This is a genomic window from Streptomyces sp. NPDC028289 (genome assembly GCF_055565975.1).
In genome coordinates this window covers 601,512-618,706 of the sequence record NZ_JBVHTI010000002.1, presented here as the reverse complement: position 1 = coordinate 618,706, position 17,195 = coordinate 601,512, and the positions used below count along the sequence as shown (strand labels likewise).

General features: G+C 69.9%; 16 protein-coding genes and 1 pseudogene. 8 read left to right on the top strand and 9 right to left on the bottom strand.

Annotated elements, in window-relative coordinates; translation table 11 throughout:
* Nucleotides 1-61: 61 nt before the first annotated feature.
* Entirely contained in the window at nucleotides 62-1,126 is a 1,065-nt protein-coding gene (locus ACZ4UV_RS10710) for a lipocalin-like domain-containing protein (RefSeq protein WP_316769096.1), read from the bottom strand.
* Nucleotides 1,127-1,493: 367 nt separating this feature from the next.
* On the opposite strand from ACZ4UV_RS10710, the gene ACZ4UV_RS10705 reads away from it, so the two are divergent.
* Nucleotides 1,494-2,159, top strand: coding sequence for a TetR/AcrR family transcriptional regulator (locus ACZ4UV_RS10705; protein ID WP_451021707.1), 666 nt, complete (start codon nucleotides 1,494-1,496; stop codon nucleotides 2,157-2,159).
* 135 nt (nucleotides 2,160-2,294) lie between these two features.
* Here the strand turns inward: ACZ4UV_RS10705 and ACZ4UV_RS10700 are convergent, their stop codons facing one another.
* From ACZ4UV_RS10700 to ACZ4UV_RS10675, 6 genes and pseudogenes are all read right to left on the bottom strand, one after another.
* Entirely contained in the window at nucleotides 2,295-2,972 is a 678-nt protein-coding gene (locus ACZ4UV_RS10700) for a response regulator transcription factor (protein ID WP_316769100.1), read from the bottom strand.
* A complete protein-coding gene (locus ACZ4UV_RS10695; RefSeq protein ID WP_316769102.1) occupies nucleotides 2,969-4,303 on the bottom strand; it encodes a sensor histidine kinase in 1,335 nt (444 codons plus the stop codon). The genes ACZ4UV_RS10700 and ACZ4UV_RS10695 overlap by 4 nt, the downstream gene beginning before the upstream one ends.
* Before the next feature lie 90 nt (nucleotides 4,304-4,393).
* Entirely contained in the window at nucleotides 4,394-5,236 is an 843-nt protein-coding gene (locus ACZ4UV_RS10690; RefSeq protein WP_316769104.1) for an ABC transporter permease, read from the bottom strand.
* Nucleotides 5,233-6,168, bottom strand: a complete 936-nt coding sequence (locus ACZ4UV_RS10685; RefSeq protein ID WP_451021706.1) for an ABC transporter ATP-binding protein — start codon at nucleotides 6,166-6,168, stop codon at nucleotides 5,233-5,235. Before ACZ4UV_RS10685 ends, ACZ4UV_RS10690 begins: the two co-directional genes overlap by 4 nt.
* Nucleotides 6,169-6,462: 294 nt before the next feature.
* A pseudogene (locus ACZ4UV_RS10680) lies at nucleotides 6,463-7,152 on the bottom strand (siderophore-interacting protein).
* Nucleotides 7,153-7,286: 134 nt separating this feature from the next.
* The gene (locus ACZ4UV_RS10675) at nucleotides 7,287-7,709 is read right to left on the bottom strand and encodes a DUF6069 family protein (protein ID WP_316769108.1); all 423 of its coding nucleotides are present in this window, start codon (nucleotides 7,707-7,709) and stop codon (nucleotides 7,287-7,289) included.
* A gap of 379 nt (nucleotides 7,710-8,088) precedes the next feature.
* On the opposite strand from ACZ4UV_RS10675, the gene ACZ4UV_RS10670 reads away from it, so the two are divergent.
* Both ACZ4UV_RS10670 and ACZ4UV_RS10665 read left to right on the top strand, forming a co-directional pair.
* A complete protein-coding gene (locus tag ACZ4UV_RS10670) occupies nucleotides 8,089-9,315 on the top strand; it encodes a sensor histidine kinase (RefSeq protein WP_467837364.1) in 1,227 nt (408 codons plus the stop codon).
* On the top strand, nucleotides 9,312-9,959 hold the full coding sequence (locus ACZ4UV_RS10665; RefSeq protein ID WP_316769112.1) for a response regulator transcription factor: 648 nt from the start codon (nucleotides 9,312-9,314) through the stop codon (nucleotides 9,957-9,959). Before ACZ4UV_RS10670 ends, ACZ4UV_RS10665 begins: the two co-directional genes overlap by 4 nt.
* Before the next feature lie 254 nt (nucleotides 9,960-10,213).
* On the opposite strand, the gene ACZ4UV_RS10660 is transcribed toward ACZ4UV_RS10665, so the two are convergent.
* Nucleotides 10,214-10,546, bottom strand: coding sequence for a nitroreductase/quinone reductase family protein (locus ACZ4UV_RS10660; protein WP_467837361.1), 333 nt, complete (start codon nucleotides 10,544-10,546; stop codon nucleotides 10,214-10,216).
* 535 nt (nucleotides 10,547-11,081) lie between these two features.
* Here ACZ4UV_RS10660 and ACZ4UV_RS10655 point away from each other — a divergent pair.
* Entirely contained in the window at nucleotides 11,082-11,456 is a 375-nt protein-coding gene (locus ACZ4UV_RS10655; RefSeq protein ID WP_316769116.1) for a DoxX family protein, read from the top strand.
* Nucleotides 11,457-12,057: 601 nt separating this feature from the next.
* Here the strand turns inward: ACZ4UV_RS10655 and ACZ4UV_RS10650 are convergent.
* Nucleotides 12,058-12,429: a CoA transferase gene (locus ACZ4UV_RS10650; protein ID WP_467837359.1), complete on the bottom strand. Its 372-nt coding sequence runs from the start codon at nucleotides 12,427-12,429 to the stop codon at nucleotides 12,058-12,060.
* Nucleotides 12,430-12,561: 132 nt separating this feature from the next.
* On the opposite strand from ACZ4UV_RS10650, the gene ACZ4UV_RS10645 reads away from it, so the two are divergent.
* The 4 genes from ACZ4UV_RS10645 to ACZ4UV_RS10630 all read left to right on the top strand — a co-directional run bounded on the left by ACZ4UV_RS10645 (nucleotide 12,562) and on the right by ACZ4UV_RS10630 (nucleotide 16,937).
* Entirely contained in the window at nucleotides 12,562-13,815 is a 1,254-nt protein-coding gene (locus tag ACZ4UV_RS10645; RefSeq protein WP_316769120.1) for a DUF3500 domain-containing protein, read from the top strand.
* Nucleotides 13,816-14,082: 267 nt separating this feature from the next.
* On the top strand, nucleotides 14,083-15,288 hold the full coding sequence (locus ACZ4UV_RS10640; protein WP_316769122.1) for an acyl-CoA dehydrogenase family protein: 1,206 nt from the start codon (nucleotides 14,083-14,085) through the stop codon (nucleotides 15,286-15,288).
* 114 nt (nucleotides 15,289-15,402) lie between these two features.
* Entirely contained in the window at nucleotides 15,403-16,116 is a 714-nt protein-coding gene (locus tag ACZ4UV_RS10635; protein ID WP_316769123.1) for a GntR family transcriptional regulator, read from the top strand.
* Nucleotides 16,117-16,232: 116 nt separating this feature from the next.
* Entirely contained in the window at nucleotides 16,233-16,937 is a 705-nt protein-coding gene (locus ACZ4UV_RS10630; RefSeq protein ID WP_467837356.1) for a GntR family transcriptional regulator, read from the top strand.
* Nucleotides 16,938-17,195 lie beyond the last annotated feature (258 nt).

Here is a 17,195-nt window from a genome sequence, read left to right as displayed (position 1 = left end):
TCTTCGCCGTGGTGCCGGGAGTTGGCTGCGGGGCAGGCAGGAGGGCTCGCCCCGTCGCCGTTCAGCGGCCGGTGACCTCGATGTAGGTGGAACCGGCGACCGGGCGGTGTCCGTAGGCGCCGGTGACGGCGGCGCTGCCTTCCAGGCGGCCCGTCACCAGTTCCTGGTTCTTGGCGTAGACCTTGATGTTCAGCTTGGCGTGCTCACCCGGGATCGCGACCTTCCAGCGCGTGGGGTACTTCTTGCCGGAGTCCGGGCTGGTCCACAGGGTGGACTCGTCGGGCGTGACGATCGCCTCGGCGACGGTCTCGGAGCCGTCGGGCTTCAGGACGGTCGCCCAGGTGTTCTCCTTGTCGCCCTTCGTCTGCCAGAGGCTGACCTTGTCACCGTTGGACAGGTTGATGTTCATCCAGGTCCACGAGGCCTTGACCGCGGAGAAGTCGGGAAGGGGGCCCCACTGGCGGTCCAGCCAGGACTCTCCCCGGACCTTCTCGGTGCGGCCGTTGAGCGTCAGCGTCCCGGAGGTGTCCACGCTGGGGAAGGCGTACTCGTAGTTCGGGTACTTCGTGTCGCCGAACATCGGGAAGTATCCCGTCCCCGCGTTGTAGAGGACGTTGCCCTGGGGCTTGAGCGTGACGTCGATGGTCCCCTCGGGGACCTTGGCGTGCAGCTTCTGCTCCTTGGTGTCACCGGTCCACGTGATGTTGTCGGTGTGGATGTCGACGCCCTTCTTGCCGGACAGGCCCGTCCAGGCAGGCAGAGCGACGTTCGACTTGGTGTACCAGCCGGTGTCCTCGTCGGTGATCGACACCGCCGAGATGGCACGCCCCTGCTTGGCGTCACCGACGTTCAGGTAGTGGGCCAGGAGTCCGTAGTGGTGGCCCCCGGCGGTCACGTGCGCGGTCACGTACCAGGACTCGTTCTGACGGTCCGGGGTGGGGGTGAGATCCGCGGCGGGGTCGACGGCGACCGGAAGACCGGTCTGCCTCAGCCCCTTCCCGGAGGTGGTGCTGTGGGCGGCGGCCGGGCCGGCGGTGGTCGCGGTGGCCGATCCTCCCGCGGCGAGAGTGAGCGAAGCGACGATCGCAGCGGCGACGGCGGTCGCCCCGACGGTGGTCTTGCGCATGATGACTCCTTGATGTCCTGCGGGATGCAGGCGACCAGTAGGTAAACGAAACTGTTTCGTACTATCCCTGGATGCAGTTATGGGGCGGCGATCTTTGTGACGACACGAGAGATGGGCGCGTCGGCGTCGCCCGCTCGATGGCCGGGCGGGCCCCGATTCGCAGTGCGCGGGGGCCGTCCGCCGGAATATCCGACACCTGTCAGATTACGCCCAGTCCGGCCTGTGTCAACTGGGAAACGCAGTGACGTCCGCGTCAGGTTCGCAGCAGCGACGCTCACCAGGCGCAGCGCTCGGATGCGCCTGCCCGGGCGGTTACGCTGGGCCGACCGGCGGGCGCGCGCCCGTACTGTGGGGCCGAGGAGGCCACTTGGGAGGCAAGACGAGTACCACCCGACGCCCGGGGCGCCCCAGCGGGGGCTCCCCAGCGGTACCCGAGGAACAGGACGTCCTGCGGCGGGGCCTGGAGGCGTTCGCGGAGCTGGGATACGACCGGGCGTCGGCACGGGAGCTCGCACGTCGCCTCGGGGTCAGCCACACCTTCATCAACGACCGCTACGGCTCCAAGGCTGCCTTCTGGCGCGCGGTGGTGGACGCCGTGCTAGGGGCTCAACTGGAGCGGATGGCACCGGCCCCACCCGGGAGCGACGACGAGGACGTGGTACGCCAGTTCGTCACGGAGTTCTACCGCGTCCACAGCGGCGAACCGTACCTGGCCCTGCTGATCGCGGACGAGTCCGTACGGGACACCGAGCGGCTGGACTACCTGTGCCGGCGCTACATCGAGCCGACGCTGGCCCTCGTCGCGCCCAGCATCGAGAGGCTGATGGCATCCGGGCGCATGGCACGGGTGCCGAAGGACCTCCTGTTCTCCGCCATCATCGCCCCCGTGTCAGGACTGGTACAGAAGCCCCTCGCCCGACGCCTGGGCCACCCCGAGCACCTGTCACAGACGGACGGTCTCGCCAGGGCGGAGGTCTTGGCCTCACTGGTGGTGGACGGCCTGCTGTCTCCAGGGGACACAAACCGCCGGTAGTGAGGCGGGCTGGGTCCCTTGCCCCTCGTTCGGCACCTCCGGGTGATGGTCTGCCGCCCGGGCGGTGTGAAGCCGCCCTCGGCCGGCGCCCGTTCGCCACTGACCGTTCGGCCGGCGCCACAGGTCCCTCGCGCCTCATTCGGGTGTGCTCGGGCGGGCGAGGCCCAGGTCGTAGGCGAGGATGACGGCCTGGACGCGGTCGCGGGCTCCCAGTTTCGCCAGGACACGGCCGACGTACGTCTTCACGGTGGACTCCGAGAGCACCAGACGTTCGGCGATCTCGCCGTTGGTCCAGCCCTGACCGATGGCGACGAAGATCTCGCGCTCGCGTTCGGTCAGTGAGCGGACCCTGGAGTCGTCGTCGGGCCTGGTGCTGGGCGACGCCCCGGGGAGGTGGTGGGCGTAGGCGTCCAGCAGTCGGCGGGTGAGTGCCGGGGCGATGACGGCGTCGCCACCCGCGACCGCGCGGATCCCGGCCAGGAGTTCATCGGGGTGGGCGTCCTTGAGGAGGAAGCCGCTGGCTCCGGCGCGTAGGGCCGCGTGCGCGTACTCGTCCAGGTCGAAGGTGGTCAGGACGAGGACTCGGGAGCGGCCGCCGGAGGCGATGATGCGCCGGGTGGCCTCGATGCCGTCCATCCCGGGCATCCGGACATCCATGAGGATCACGTCAGGGCGGAGTTCGGCTGCCATGCGGACGGCCTCGCCGCCGTGTTCGGCCTCACCGACGACCTCGGTGCCCGAGGAACTCTCCAGGAGCATCCGGAAGCCGAAGCGCTGCAGCGACTGGTCGTCCACGATGAGCACGGTGGTCACTCCGCGCCGCCCGCGTGGGAAAGACGGGGGAAGCCGGTGATCGGGGTGAGGTCGAGGGCGGCTCGCACCGCCCAGCCTCCCCCGGGAGCCGGTCCCGCGGTGACGGTCCCGTTGTACAGGGCGGCACGTTCTCTCATACCGGTGAGACCTTGTCCTTGGTCACGGGGTTGTTCCGGCCGGGCTGCTCCCTGAACCGGGCCGGTGTCCTGGACGTCGATGCGCAGTTCCATGTCCCGGGCGGTCACCGTCAGTTCGATCCGTGTGTCGCGACCTGCGTGTTTGAGGGTGTTGGTGAGCGCTTCCTGGACGATACGGTAGACGGTCAGCTGGACACCACGGTCAAGGCTGTCCAACTCGCCGCCGGTGCGGTAGACCACCTGCGGACCGGCGGCGCGGATGCGGGCGCACAGGGCGTTGATGTCCACGATGCGCGGCTGCGGGCTGAGATGGGCGGAGTCGGAGGCGGCTCGCTGGTCGCGCAGGACGCCGAGCGTGCGGCGCAGTTCGCCCAACGCCTGGCGCCCGGTGTCACCGATCATGAGCAGAGCCTGCTTGCCGCGTTCGGGGGTGATGTCGGCCGCCCGTGCGCCGCCGTCCGCGAGGGTGATGATGACGGAGAGGTTGTGGCCGACGATGTCGTGCATCTCGCGGGCGACCCGGGTGCGCTCGGCAGCGGCGGCCAGTTGGCTGCGCTGGTCGCGTTCGATCTCCAGGCGGGCCGCGCGGTCGTGCAGGGCCGCCAGCTGGGCCCGCCGCACGCGTACGACGAGACCCAGCGCGACCGCGGCGACGACGGTCGTGAACAGGAAGAACAGCCCGTCCACGATCGACACGTCGCCCGGCAGGCGCAGGGCGACCAGCCCCAGGGCAACCGCCAACACGCCGCAGGCCACGGGCAGATGGCGCGGCCGTCCGCGCAACGCGAGGTGGTAGAGGGCGATCAGCACGGCCATGCCGGCGCGTAGCCAGACCCCCAGAGCGCACTGGATGAGAAACACCGCGGCGATCACGGTGAAAGTCGGGGCCGGCCTTCTGCGCCGCCACAGCAGGGGCAGCAGCAGGCCCGCCTGCAGCGCGATCGTCCCCGGCCAGGGCAGGCGGGTGAAGGAGACGTCGAATTCCAGCGGGCGGTCCTGGGACATCACGTCGGGCACGCACAGCAAGGGAATCAGGACGACCACCAGGCCGGCGTCCAGCAGCCACGGATGGCTCCGGTCGATCTGCCTGAGGCGCTGCCCGACACAGGACACCCGCCTGACCAGCGGGTGGTCCCACATGGCCTCGATTCCCGCCGGTGACGGGTGGGGCGGAGTGGCGTCGTAGGTGCTCATGGGTGTCCCCTGTCCATCGTGGCTCACTACGGCCGGGCGGAACGGTGACCGACCAGGTCGGTACCGCACCGCCCGAGCGGAAGGGCCGCGTCACGCATCCGTGCGCGCCAGACGGTACGCGGCGCCTGCCAGTGCGAGCGCGGTCCAGCCGAGCAGGACCAGGAGTCCGGCCGTGGGCGAGAGACTCGCCGCGTCGTGGGTCAGCGAGTACATCGACTCACCCGCGTTGCTGGGCAGGTACTTGCTGACGTCGTCCTGCCAGGAGTGGGGCAGCAGCGAGGTCAGGCCGGGCACCAGCACCAGCGCGCCGACCAGAACGGAGATGCCGCCCGCGACGGAGCGCAGCAGCGCGCCCAGTGCGGTGCCGATCACGGCGACCAGGCCGAGGTACAGGCCGGCGCCCAGCAGGCTACGCACGACGCCGGCGCCGGACAGGGAGAGTGCGGCCGCGGTGCCGGACACCAGGTGGTTGGCGATCGGGAAGGTGACGAAGGCGCCGATGGTGGCGATGGCGAACGTGACCAGGCCGAACACCGCAGCCTTCGACCACAGCACCGGCAGCCGGCGTGGGACGGCGGCGAGCGTGGAGCGGATCATGCCGGTGGAATACTCGCCAGCGGTGACCAGCACGCCCAGGATGCCGAAGGCCATCTGCGCGAGGAAGACACCGAACAGGGAGAGGCTGAGTGCGGTGGAGTCCTTGAGGTCCGGGCCGTTGCCGCCGGTGTGGTACTGCCAGGCGGAGATGACACCGAAGGCGATCAGGAACGCCAGGCCCAGGGCCAGGGTGATCCAGGTGGAACGCAGGGTCCACAGTTTGGCCCACTCCGAGCGCAGCACCCGCAGCCCGGTGACCTTGTACCGGGGGCGTGCCGGCCGGGCGGCCTCGGGCGCCGACGCGGGCGCGGTGCGGGTTTCGGTCATCGTGGTCATGCCGCCCTCCCAGGGGTGTCGATCGCGGAGGCGCCGTGGTACTCGACGGCGTCGTGGGTCAGTTCCATGAACGCCTGCTCCAGGGAGACGGTCCGGGAGCTGAGCTCGAACAGGGCGATGTGGTGCTCGGCGGCCCTGAGGCCGATGGCACGCGCGGACAGGCCGACCACGTGCAGCTGCTCGGAGCCGACCTCGCCGGTGATCTCGACACCCGGTCCGGACAGGACCTCCCGAAGGCGGGCGGGCTGGTCACAGGCCACGGTCACGGCGTCGCCGCCGTTCCGGCGCACCAGCTCCTGCACGGTGGTGTCGGCCAGCAGACGTCCGCGGCCGACGATGATCAGGTGATCGGCGACCAGTGCCATCTCGCTCATGAGGTGGGAGGAGACGAAGACGGTACGGCCCTCTGCGGCGAGCTGGGTGAGCAGGTTGCGGATCCACAGCACGCCGTCGGGGTCCAGCCCGTTGACCGGTTCGTCGAGCATGACGGTGGCCGGATCGCCCAGCAGCGCCGCGGCGATGCCCAGCCGCTGGCCCATGCCGAGGGAGAAGGCGCCGGCGCGCTTCTTGGCCACGGCCTGCAGTCCGGTCAGCTCGATGACCTCCTCCACCCGGCGGCGCGGAATGCCGTGGGTATGGGCCTGCACCATCAAGTGGTCGAACGCGGACCGACCCGGGTGGATCGACCTGGCCTCCAAGAGCGCGCCGATCTCCTGCAACGGCGCGGAATGACGGTCATAGCGCTTGCCGTTGACCGTCACACTGCCGCCGGACGGTGCGTCCAGGCCGACGATCATGCGCATGGTGGTGGACTTGCCGGCCCCGTTCGGGCCGAGGAACCCGGTGACGGTACCGGGCCTGACGACGAAGTCCAGACCGTCGACCGCCGTCTTCTCGCCGTACCGCTTCGTCAGTTGCCGTGCCTCGATCATGGTCACTACCTCGCATTTGGCTACTGGCCCCGGTGGGGGCCTCGTTCACCACAAACGCTAGGAGCCCGGCAACGGCGAATCCTGGTACCCAGGGGAGCAATGACACGGACGCGGTGGTACCGCGGTACCACCCACAGCGGCACCTCCGTACCGGCCTCCGTCCATCCCGCGCGCGGGAAGGGGGCCCCGCCAGGTCCGACTTGGTCCGCGAGTCGGTCACGACCGCGGTGCGGTCCGTCTGCCCGGACAGCGCCTCGTGTCCGTGGACCTTGAGGCTCGCGCAGGGCCCAGTCGTCACTCCAGCCCGCGCCTGCCCGGCGCCCAGAACGGCTTGGTGAGGACCGAGCGCCGGTTCCAGCCCGCCTCCCGCACGAGCACCTGCTTCACCGCTTGCACGGTCCGCGCCGCCCGGCGACATACGCGACGCCGCCGGGCGGCGGAGCGAGCCGTCGTACCGAGGCCGGCAGTGGTGTGTCGCCTCTGACCAGCCAGTCGAGGCGGTCGCCGTGGGCCAGTGGGAGCCGGTCCGCCTCGGTCGCCGTCTCCACGCAGCCCGAGACCCGCGAGCCCTCGGGCAGCGAGGCCAGCATCGCCCCGAAGGCGATGGCCGCGGTCTCGTCCCCGACGAAGAAAATGGTGCGTGGCGTCCGGGCGCAGCACGAAGGATCCCTCCGGCCTGCTCAGCCGAACCGGGTCCCCCACCGCGGCGGTCCGCCCCCACCGGGCGCCGGGCCCCGCGCCCGGATGGTCCAGCACGCACAACTCGACGGCACCGGCGGGTTCGTAGCGCCAGACCGAATACGTGCGCCGGGTCAGCCCGTTGCCCACCAGCACCCGTACCTGCTGTCCGGGCCGCACCGTCTGCCCGGCGAGCGCGTCGCCCTCGATGCGGAGCCGGCGCATACGGGCGGCGATCGGTTCGGTGGCCGTGACGGTTCCGCGCAGCATCAGCAGGTCCAGGACGGGATCCAGCAGGGCGGGCAAGGCGGGCTCCAGGCGGGAGAGGGACAACCGGGCGACGAGGGAGGGGAGTTCGGAGGACATCGGGTGGAGAGGGCCTGGACCGAGTGACCGCGCGGCCCGACCAGCGGGGCGAACGTGGCCGGGCCGGCGCGTGATCACCGCTCCGAGCTCAGTGGCATGACCCTGCGGTACACCGACACCGCGATCACCGCGACCGCGACATGCATCAGGAGCAGCGCCACCACACCGGTCGCCTTACCATCGGAGAACTCGAAGAAGTCCGGAACGAACGACAGCACGACGACGGACGGGACGAGTCGGCGCAGCAGCCGTACGGGATCGCGGGAGAACCTGCGGACGAGGGCCCATCCGGCGGATCCTCCCAGCACCCCCAGCGCGGTCAGAAAGACGTACGACGAAGGCTTCAACGGGCGGAAGTCATCAGGTGCACCCAGCGCGTGCGCCAGCACGGCGATCAACGCGTTCGCCAGCGAGGCCAGCAGGATGGCGCCGAACACACCTCCCGCCACCACGAGCGGACCCCGACGTGCGGGAAGGGTCTCAGAGACAGAAGACATGGCAACTCCGGATCGTGAGAGGGATCATGGTCGTTCCTGGGGCTACGCCGCACGGCGCGAACTCCCGGCCTGCCCCGGTCTCGCCGGACACGGCGATTCGCCCACACGACCAGGGCGAGCCCGCCCGGACAGCCGCGCGGCGGCGACGGACCCTGGTGGACCTCGGCGATGGGCGGGCGGGGCTTGAAGGCCGGTGGCACTGGCGGTTCCTCACAAGTGGCCGGTGGAGCGGCAGGCCGTCGGCCGTGGGCCGATCGTCGCCGCCGGCGCCCCTCCCACGCATCGACCGATCGACGCGCCCTTCGTCCACCGATCGGTGGACCCGCCCCCACTGGCCGGCTGATTCTGCCGTTACGCGGCTGCGCCTACTCTGAGGGCCATGGCACCGCAGCAGGCGTGGGAGTGGGAACGGTGGAAGGTCATGGGGCAGCACGCCTTCTTCGCCACCGTGCTCGCCCTGTCCATGCCGGGGGCGCTGGCCGGGGCGGACATGACGACGGGCACGGCTCTGGCGCGGATCGGCCCGGCGCTGGGGCTCGCCCTGTGGTACGTGTACTGGATCGCGCTGCGCGGCGGCGCCGACCGTCCGCCGCTGCCCTACCTTGTCGGAGCCTTGGCAGGGTGGGCGGTCATGGCCGTGGTGGACTCCGCGTTCCTCCCGGTCGCTGTGGCAGTGCTGAGCCCGTACTGGCTGCGGCGACCCTGGTGGTCGGCCGGCGGTGTACTGGTGCTGGGCGCCGCCTGGTCGTTGCAGAGCTTCGCCACGCACGGCTCCGTCGACGTGCGGGAGCTCACGGGCTGTGTGCTCGGCACCGCGGTGGCGGTCACCATCACCTGCTACGTCGCCACCCTCGACCACGAGAGTCACAAGCGGCAGCGACTCCTGGACGAACTCACCGCCACCCAGGCCGAACGAGCGGCGGCGGAGCGCCAGGCGGGCACCCTGGCCGAACGCCAGCGCCTGGCCCGGGAGGTCCACGACACGCTGACCCAGGGGTTCGCGTCCATCGCCATGCTGCTGGACGCCGTACGTGACGATCTGCCGCCCGCCTCCCCCGCGGCCCGCCGCGTCGAGCAGGCCATGCGGACGGCTCGGGACAACCTCGTCGAGAGCCGCCGCCTCGTGCAGGCCCTGCGCCCGGCGCCGCTGGACCGCACGCACCTGGCGGACGCGGTCCGCGAGCTCACCGCCCGGTCGGCGGAGGAGACCGGCATCGAGGCCTACACGGTCGTGACCGGTCGGCCGGTCGCCCTGCCTCCCGCTGCCGAGGGCGAGTTGCTGCGCGTCGTGCAGGAGGGACTGACCAATGCCCGGCGCCACGCCCGCCCGGTGAGCGTGTCGGTCACGCTCTCCTACCTCGGCGATGTCCTGGCCATCGACGTCCAGGACGACGGCTCCGGTTTCGCACCCGCTGCCCGGCACACCGGCATCGGGCTGATCACCATGCGCGAGCGCATCACCGCCCTGGGCGGCACCTTCGCGGTGGAAAGCGCCCCGGGCGAGGGTACGACCGTCGCCGTCACGGTGCCACTGCCGGTCGGGTCCTCGGCCTTGGAACCCTCCGCCACCGTGTCGAGCACCGAACGTATGGCCCCGGCGTCATGAAGCCTTCGACCGGTCCCACGATCCGGGTCCTCCTCGCCGACGACCACCCCGTGGTCCGGGACGGGCTTGCCGCCATGCTCTCCACCCAGCCCGACCTCACGGTTGTCGGCGAAGCCTCCACCGGTGCCGAGGCACTGCGCCAGACCGCCGCACTCGCACCCGACGTCGTGCTGATGGACCTGCAGATGCCCGGCATGGACGGCACCGCCGCGACCGCCGCCATCCGTGCCGCCCACCCCGAGGTGCGGGTACTCGTCCTGACCACCTATGACACGGACGCCGACATCACCGCCGCCGTCGACGCCGGCGCGGTCGGCTACCTGCTCAAGGACACCGGACGACACGAGCTCTGCGAGGCCGTCCGAACCGCCGCCCGGGGAGGTGCGGCACTGTCGCCCACGGTGGCCGCCAAGGTCCTGGCCCATATGCGCGGCGACCGGGGGGCGGGCCTGTCCGGCAGGGAACTCGAAGTCCTGTCCGCCGTGGCCCAGGGGCAGAGCAACAAGCAGATCGCCCGCACCCTGCGCCTGTCCGAGGCCACGGTCAAGACCCATCTGCTGCACATCTACGCGAAGCTCGACGTCGGCGACCGGACCACCGCGGTCACCGCCGCACTGGGCCGGGGAATCATTCGCATGGACTGAGCGTCGGCGACGTGGTCGTGCTGGTCGCCCACGCCGCTCCGCGAACGTCGCCCGCTGACAGGCGTGTTCGCGCATCAAAACCGCCGGACCTGTGACTCGCCCGCGCTGTCGGCGAGTGGACGTGCGTACCGCTGTGCACCCGAGCCGACAGCGTCATGCCCGCCGAACACGCTGCCCTGCCATGGCCGTCTGGGTCTGGACGGCCACCAACTCGCCTTCGGACACGACGTTTTCACAGCGACATCGGCGGCCGTTCACGACCGCGGTGCGTCGTCCAGCCGTACGGTGACGAGGACGCGGCCCTTGTCGCCTCGCTGGGCGACGGCATGTCCTTCTCGATCCGCCCCGTCCAGCTCGAGCGATATCGGGCCACCGTCTCCCGTGAAGTTGCGCCACCAGTTCTTGGCGTCCGGGAAGGCCACGACGATCGTGACGATGTCGCCTTTGCGCTTGTAGGCCACCGGAGTGCTGAACGTTCGCCCCGACCGCCGCCCCGTGTACGTCACGACGGTGAGATGGCGCCGGACCCACCTCCCCCACCGGTCCGACGAGCGGAGTCGCACGACCAGGCCGTTGAATCCGTTCACTGCTCGTTCCCTCAGTGCCCCACTGTGCCGCACAATGCCTCCCTGCTCGATTGCTGATGGTGATTGCGGTCGCAGGCCACCGGGAGCGTACAAACTCTCCCCTGCCTCGACAGCGCGACCCCAGGTGCCGTCCGCCGACCACAGCCGGTGCCGCTCTGGGCGCGGTGGACGACCAGAGGGTTCCGGTCGTGACCGGTCGGCCAGTCGCTGGTGGAGCGCAGACGTTGCGGTTCAGAGCTGGTCGAGTCTTCGCGCGAGTTCTGCGTACCTCCGCTTGAACACCTCCGCCCGCACCGGGAGGTTGGCGTCACAGCGGCCACCGAGTTCCGCTCCCACGTCGAACTGGCGGAGCGGTTCGTGGAGCCGTCCGCGGCTGAGCGACGACCTGGATCACTGTCGCCGCAGCAGTGTTTGAAATGCAAATCAAGTGCTAGTGTGCGGTTGTCCAATTTTGAATAAGTCGCCGCACTGCTGGTTGTCCTGTGCCGGGCGGCTCCTGTCGGCGCATCGGCATTCCCGTCCCCCTGGGGTACTCGTGAACGTGCTGCTGTGGGTTTTCCAGTCCTATCTGGCCGCCTCCTTCGTGCTGTTCGGAGGCATGAAGATCCTGCGAGACAGAGAAGAACTCGCCAAGACCGCCTTCGGCTGGGTCGAAGAGTACTCGGACACCTCCGTGAAGCTCATCGGGCTACTCGATGCGCTGGTGGGCCTCGGCCTGGTCCTCCCGGGTGCCACCGACATCGCGCCGGTCCTGACCCCCTTGGCGGCTCTCGGCGGTATCGTGCTGGCCGGGGGTGGGTCCGTCGTCCACCTCCGTCGCTCCGAAACCGCGAAGGCCGCCGTGAACCTTCACTTCATAGCCATGCTGGCCGTGGTCGCGTGGGGACGATTCGGGCCGTACCAGTTCTGACCACTCCGGCCCACCGCGCGCCCGTGGCGCCGGTCGACGAGGTGGGTGACCCGCGGGACGGGCTGTGCGCGGGTCAGCAGGACCGTCCAGGACAGCTCCAGCAGCCAGATGATCCATCGCGTGGGCGACTCGCCGGCCCACATCTCACGCACCCTCACACCGCACCCCGGTGACCTGCTCGGCACCGACACCTTCCTGACTAGGGCCTGTCTGACAACTCCCGCCTGCCTCGCGACGCCATGCACGCACTCTCGCCGCGCCGGGCCCTGACCCAAGTACGTCCAGTACGTGGATCAGGGCCCGGCACACCGAGAGCATGCACCTGACGCCGCGAGGCCGCCCTCCGGGCGACGACGGGAATTGTCAGACAGGCCCTAGGCCCACCAGCCTCCCTGGCCGCTACGGCCCGGCGATGTGGCGCAGGTCGAGGTCGAGCACCTCGGGATTCCCCGCAACACGATCGCGGGCGGGGACACCACCGAAATCCCCTCTCGGGGAGCCGCTCGACATGGACGGCGCCGTTCCTGCCGCCTTCTCCCGGCAGGAGTAGTCATCTTCCCCGCACGGAACAGGCTGGCCGCCTGACCGATGAGGCTGCGCTTCACGGACGTTGATGAGCTTGCCGTTGCGCCGCGACGGTCGTGACGACGGCGTCGGCGACCTCCTGCCACCGGAGTCGCGCGACGGCGCGTGACTCGGTGTCGACCACGAGGCTCTGCTTGTCGGAGTGGGCCAGGTCGAAGGGGATCGACCCGCACTCCGGGCCCATCCGCCGGGCGCGCATGCCGTCACCCCTGACCGGTTCGCCCTTGAGGACGTCCGCGCCGAGGCCCGGACAGCATGATCGTGCAGCGGGGCCGCGGCCATGGCCCCGGTCACATCCAGGACGCGTACGCCTCGCAGGAAGGCCGGGCCGGGCCCGGCGGACTCCGTTGTCGCTGTCATGGCGCCTTTTATTTCCTCTTCGGTCCATTGAGTGGACCAGTGGACCACGAAAAGGACCTGTGGCACAGTTGGGCCCGGCGTTCCGGGAGCGTCAAGCGGGTGGGCCGGATACTCCTGGGCGCGAGCCGGCGCTGTCTCGCACCCCCCTCCCGGAGGCGACATGTCCAGCGACTTCCGCGACCACCTCTTCCCTCTCGACCATCCACGACTGAGCGCGTTCCGATCGTGCGATGCGTACACCTACCTCGACGCCGTGAGGCAGAACCCGGTGGCCGACGAAGTCGTCTCGGCATGGACGGCGCTGTTCGAGAACACGGAATTCCGTGGGATCACCACGGACGGCCGGACCGTGCCGGACCTCTTCAGCACCGAACCCGACGAGGGCGCGGACAACGATGCGGCGGTCGACGCCGCCGTCGGACTCCTCGGCATGCTCAGCGCCGGCGAACGGACCCGCGCCCTACGTCCCCTCCATAGCCGGGTGTGGAGGGCCTGGCTGAACCCCGAGTTCTGCCTCAACCCCTTCGGGATCCGACTGGAGGAGGTCGACGAGAAGATGCGCGATCAGGTGTTCCGGCTCGTCGCGGCGTGCCTGAGCCCCGCGGGTTACCGGAAGGTCCGGGACATCATGAGGGTCAACGGGTTCCTGGGCGAGCTCGTCGATCTGCCCCGGATCCTCAACGAGCACAGCTACAACATCAACATCTTCGGCACCCCGTCCGTGACCGAGCCGTGGGGCTGGAACCTCTGGGGACACCACCTGGCCGTCAACTGCCTGCTGATCGGCGGCAGGCAAGTGCTCACGCCGGTGTTCTTCGGGTCGGAGCCGAACCATGTCGACCGCGGTGAGCACGAAGGACTGTCACTCTTCGATGAACAGGAACGGGCAGGGCTCGCTTTCGTCAGGGACCTGACGCCCGGCCAGGCCGAGCGGGCAGTGCTGTTCCACCGGAAGCGGGACCCGGACCTGCCCCCAGGGCGGCTGCACCCCGCCGACGAACTCCACCTGGCCGGAGCGTTCCAGGACAACCGGGTCATCCCCTACGAAGGGGTCTCCGGCGCAGAGCTCCACCCGGCCCAGCGAGATGCGCTCATCGATCTCGTGGCCCTTTTCCTCGACTACCAGCCCGACGGGCCCAGGAAGGCACGGATGGCGGACGTCCGCCGCCATCTCGACGAGACCTACTTCTGCTGGATCGGCGGGCGCGGTGACGAGGACGCGTTCTACTACCGCGTACAGAGCCCGGTCGTCCTCGTCGAGTTCGACCATCACGCGGGCGTGTTCCTCGCGAACACGGAGCCTGAGAAGTTCCACACCCACACCCTCGTCCGAACACCGAACGGCAATGACTACGGAGCCGAACTCGTCCGGCGCGCGACGGGGACTCCGCACCGTCTCCAAGGGCCCGTCTAGGGAAGGGAGTTCGCGGTGCGCTGCCCGGCTGATGTGGGGCCGTCGCGGGGACAGGCGCCCAGCCACATGCCCAGTGACGAGGACAGAGCGATGAAGAGGTCGAGGAGGGTGTCTTCTGTGTCGGCGCCGTCATCCCCCCGGACACCGCTGACGAATCGCCTCACTGTCGGTCCCGGGCCCGAAGAGCCGTATGACAACTTCGCGTCAACCCGCCGCAGGCAGGCGCCGGCCGCCGAGCGCGCGACAGAGAGGACAGACGGAACAGCCATGGATTTCACGGAGACCGAGAAGATCCGGGATCTCAAGCAACGAGCCACCGAGTTCCTGGACGAGTTCGTCATCCCCGCGGAACCGGTCTATGCGCAGCAGAAGACCGAGATCGGGCCGTGGGACACCCCGCCGGTCATGGCGGAGCTCAAGAAGGCCGCCCGGGACCGTGGCCTGTGGAACCTCTTCCTCCCCGGAGAGCGGGGCGCAGGCCTGACCAACCTCGAATACGCCCATGTCGCCGAGATAACCGGTCGAAGCCCGTGGATCATGGCGGAAGCGCTGAACTGCTCGGCGCCCGACACGGGCAACATGGAGATCCTCGCGCACTTCGCCACGCCGTCGGTTCAGAAGCGGTGGCTCAACCCCCTGCTCGACGGTGAGATCCGCTCCGTCTACTCGATGACCGAGCCCCTGGTCGCCAGCTCCGACGCGAACAACATCGACACCCTGATCACCGAGGACGCGGACGGCTTCCGGATCAACGGCCGCAAATGGTGGTCCAGCGGCGCGATGAGCCCCGCCTGCAAGGTGGCCATCGTGATGGGCCGCTCGAATCCGGGCGGAGAACACCACCGCACCCACAGCATGGTCGTGGTCCCGCTCGACACCCCCGGGGTGAACGTCCTGCGATCGACCAGTGTGTTCGGATACTCCGACAGCGGCCACGGCGGTCATGCCGAGATCCTGTACGACGACGTCCGGGTCCCCCGGGAGAACCTCCTGGGTGAGTTGCACGGCGGCTTCGCCATCGCCCAGGCACGCCTCGGTCCCGGCCGGATCCACCACGCCATGCGCCTCGTCGGCATGGCCGAACGTGCCTTCGACCTGATGTGCGCCCGAGCCCACGAGCGCACCCCCTTCGGTAAGCCGCTCGCCGAGCAGGGCGTCTTCCAGGACTGGGTGGCGGAAGCGCGCATCCGCATCGAGACGACCCGTCTGCTGGTACTGAAGACCGCATGGCTGATGGACACCGTCGGCAACCGCGGCGCGGCGATCGAGATCTCGGGTATCAAGGTGGCCGCACCGCGAATGGCCACATGGGTCATCGACCGTGCGATCCAGGCCCACGGCGGCGGTGGCGTGAGCCAGGACTTTCCCCTGGCCGAGTTGTACGCCCAGGCCCGCATGCTGCGTATCGCCGACGGACCGGACGAAGTCCACAAGATGTCCCTCGCACGCCGCGAGCTCCGCCGGTTCAAATAAATGTTCTTGACTCGCGCTATGACACTTCAGAGATGCCGTCGTAGCATCACGATCGATTGGCCACGCCGGTGTGGCACTGCGCACCGGCGTGGCGTTCGGCCGAAAGGCGGGACCATGGTGGACAGACGTGTGTTGGCGACGGGCGCTCGGTCGTCCGAGTCCGTGTACCGCTCGCTGCGGACCCGGATCATGACCTGCGAGCTGGTACCCGGCCAGCCGCTGACCGAGCGCGCCAGCGCCGTCGAATTCGGACTGGGGCTGCCCCCGGTCCGCGACGCGTTGACCCGCCTCGTGGGGGACGGCCTGGTCCAGGTCGTCTCGCCCCACACGTACCGGATCACCCCACTCACCCTGAAGTCGGTCGACGATCTGTTCGCCGTCTGGGCTCTGCTCGGCCCGGAGATGGCCGCGCTGGGCACCAGCCGGGCCGACTCGGCGCAGGCCGCCCGGCTGCGACAACTGATGGTCGACGGGAACGCGGTGCTCACCGGCCCACTGGACCAGGATCGGGTCGTCCGGTTCATCGACATCACCGAACAGACCTTCGACCTGATCGCGAGCGCCTCCCGCAACGACCGGCTCATCGAGGTCTACCGGTCGCTCTCCTGCGAGATGTGGCGTGTCCTGACCTTGATCCTCAGCTCGGCCGACTGCGTCGACACACTCCAGGCCGCAGGCGTGACATGGCACTCGGTTATCGACCGTCGCGACGCGGTCGCCGCCACGCGACTGACCCGCCATGTAGCCGCGGCGACCCGCGCGTCGGCTGTGCGCTTGCTGACCGACCGGACAAGCGGCGACGGCGTGGTACTTCCGCTGCGGCACTGACGCCATGTCACACCGCGTCGCCGGATGAGGCATGGGACCGCTTGGTGTTCGCCAGTGAGCGCTATCATCGGCTCGCTGGTATATCACCGAGTTCCTCGACCGCGGGAGCGAGCAACGTGTCAGTGCCCTCGTCCGAACCACTGTCCCTCGGCGACGCCGCCTACCGACAGCTACGGGCCGACATCGTGTCCTGCCGGATCGCCCCAGGCCGGCGCCTCACCGAACGCTCGCTCGCCGAGACCACCGGCTTCGGCATCTCGCCGATCCGCGACGCGCTCACCCGCCTCAGCCACGAGGGCCTCGTCCGGACGTCGCCCCGCAAGGGCTACCAGGTGACCCCTCTCACCCTGAAGTCCGTCGACGATCTGTTCACGCTCTGGCGGATCGTGGGACCCGAGACCGTCCGGCTCGGCGTGCAGGACGCCACCGCCGAACAGCGTCGGCAGATCGTCGCCGCGCTCTCCATGGCGATACCGGGCAGCGACGAGGCCGACGAGCAGCCCATGCGGCGGGTCGAGGCGGTCGCCGCGGGCTTCGCCTGCCTTGCCGCGGCGACCGACAACGACTACCTGATCAGGGTCCACGACCGGCTGCAGAACGACATCACCCGAGTCCTGGCGCTCATCATCGCCGGGTCCGACACCTCGATGACCGGTCCCTCGATCGACGCGGACTGGGTCGGGTTCGTCGAACGCCGCGACAGCGATGCCGCCGCCGTGCGTGCCCGCGACTACATCGGCGACCTGCACGCGCGCGTCCTGAGAATCCTGACCCGCTGGCCGTCCGTAGTCGCCAGCGAGATCACCTCGGCACGCGACTGACCCACGGTCCGGCACGCCTGACGTGCAGACGGCACGGTCTGGCCACGCTCACTCGCTGCGGCTGGCTGGCTGGCTGAAGAGCGAGCCGCTGGGTCCGACGCGCCGTGTGCTCGCAATGGACCACGTCATCGCAGTTGGGGGGGGGGGGGGGGGGGGGGGGGGGGGGGCGCGCCGCCCCCCCCCCCCCCCCCCCCCCCCCGCGCCCCCCCCCCCCCCCGCCGCCGCCCCCCCCCCCCCCCCCCCCAGCGCCCGCGCCCC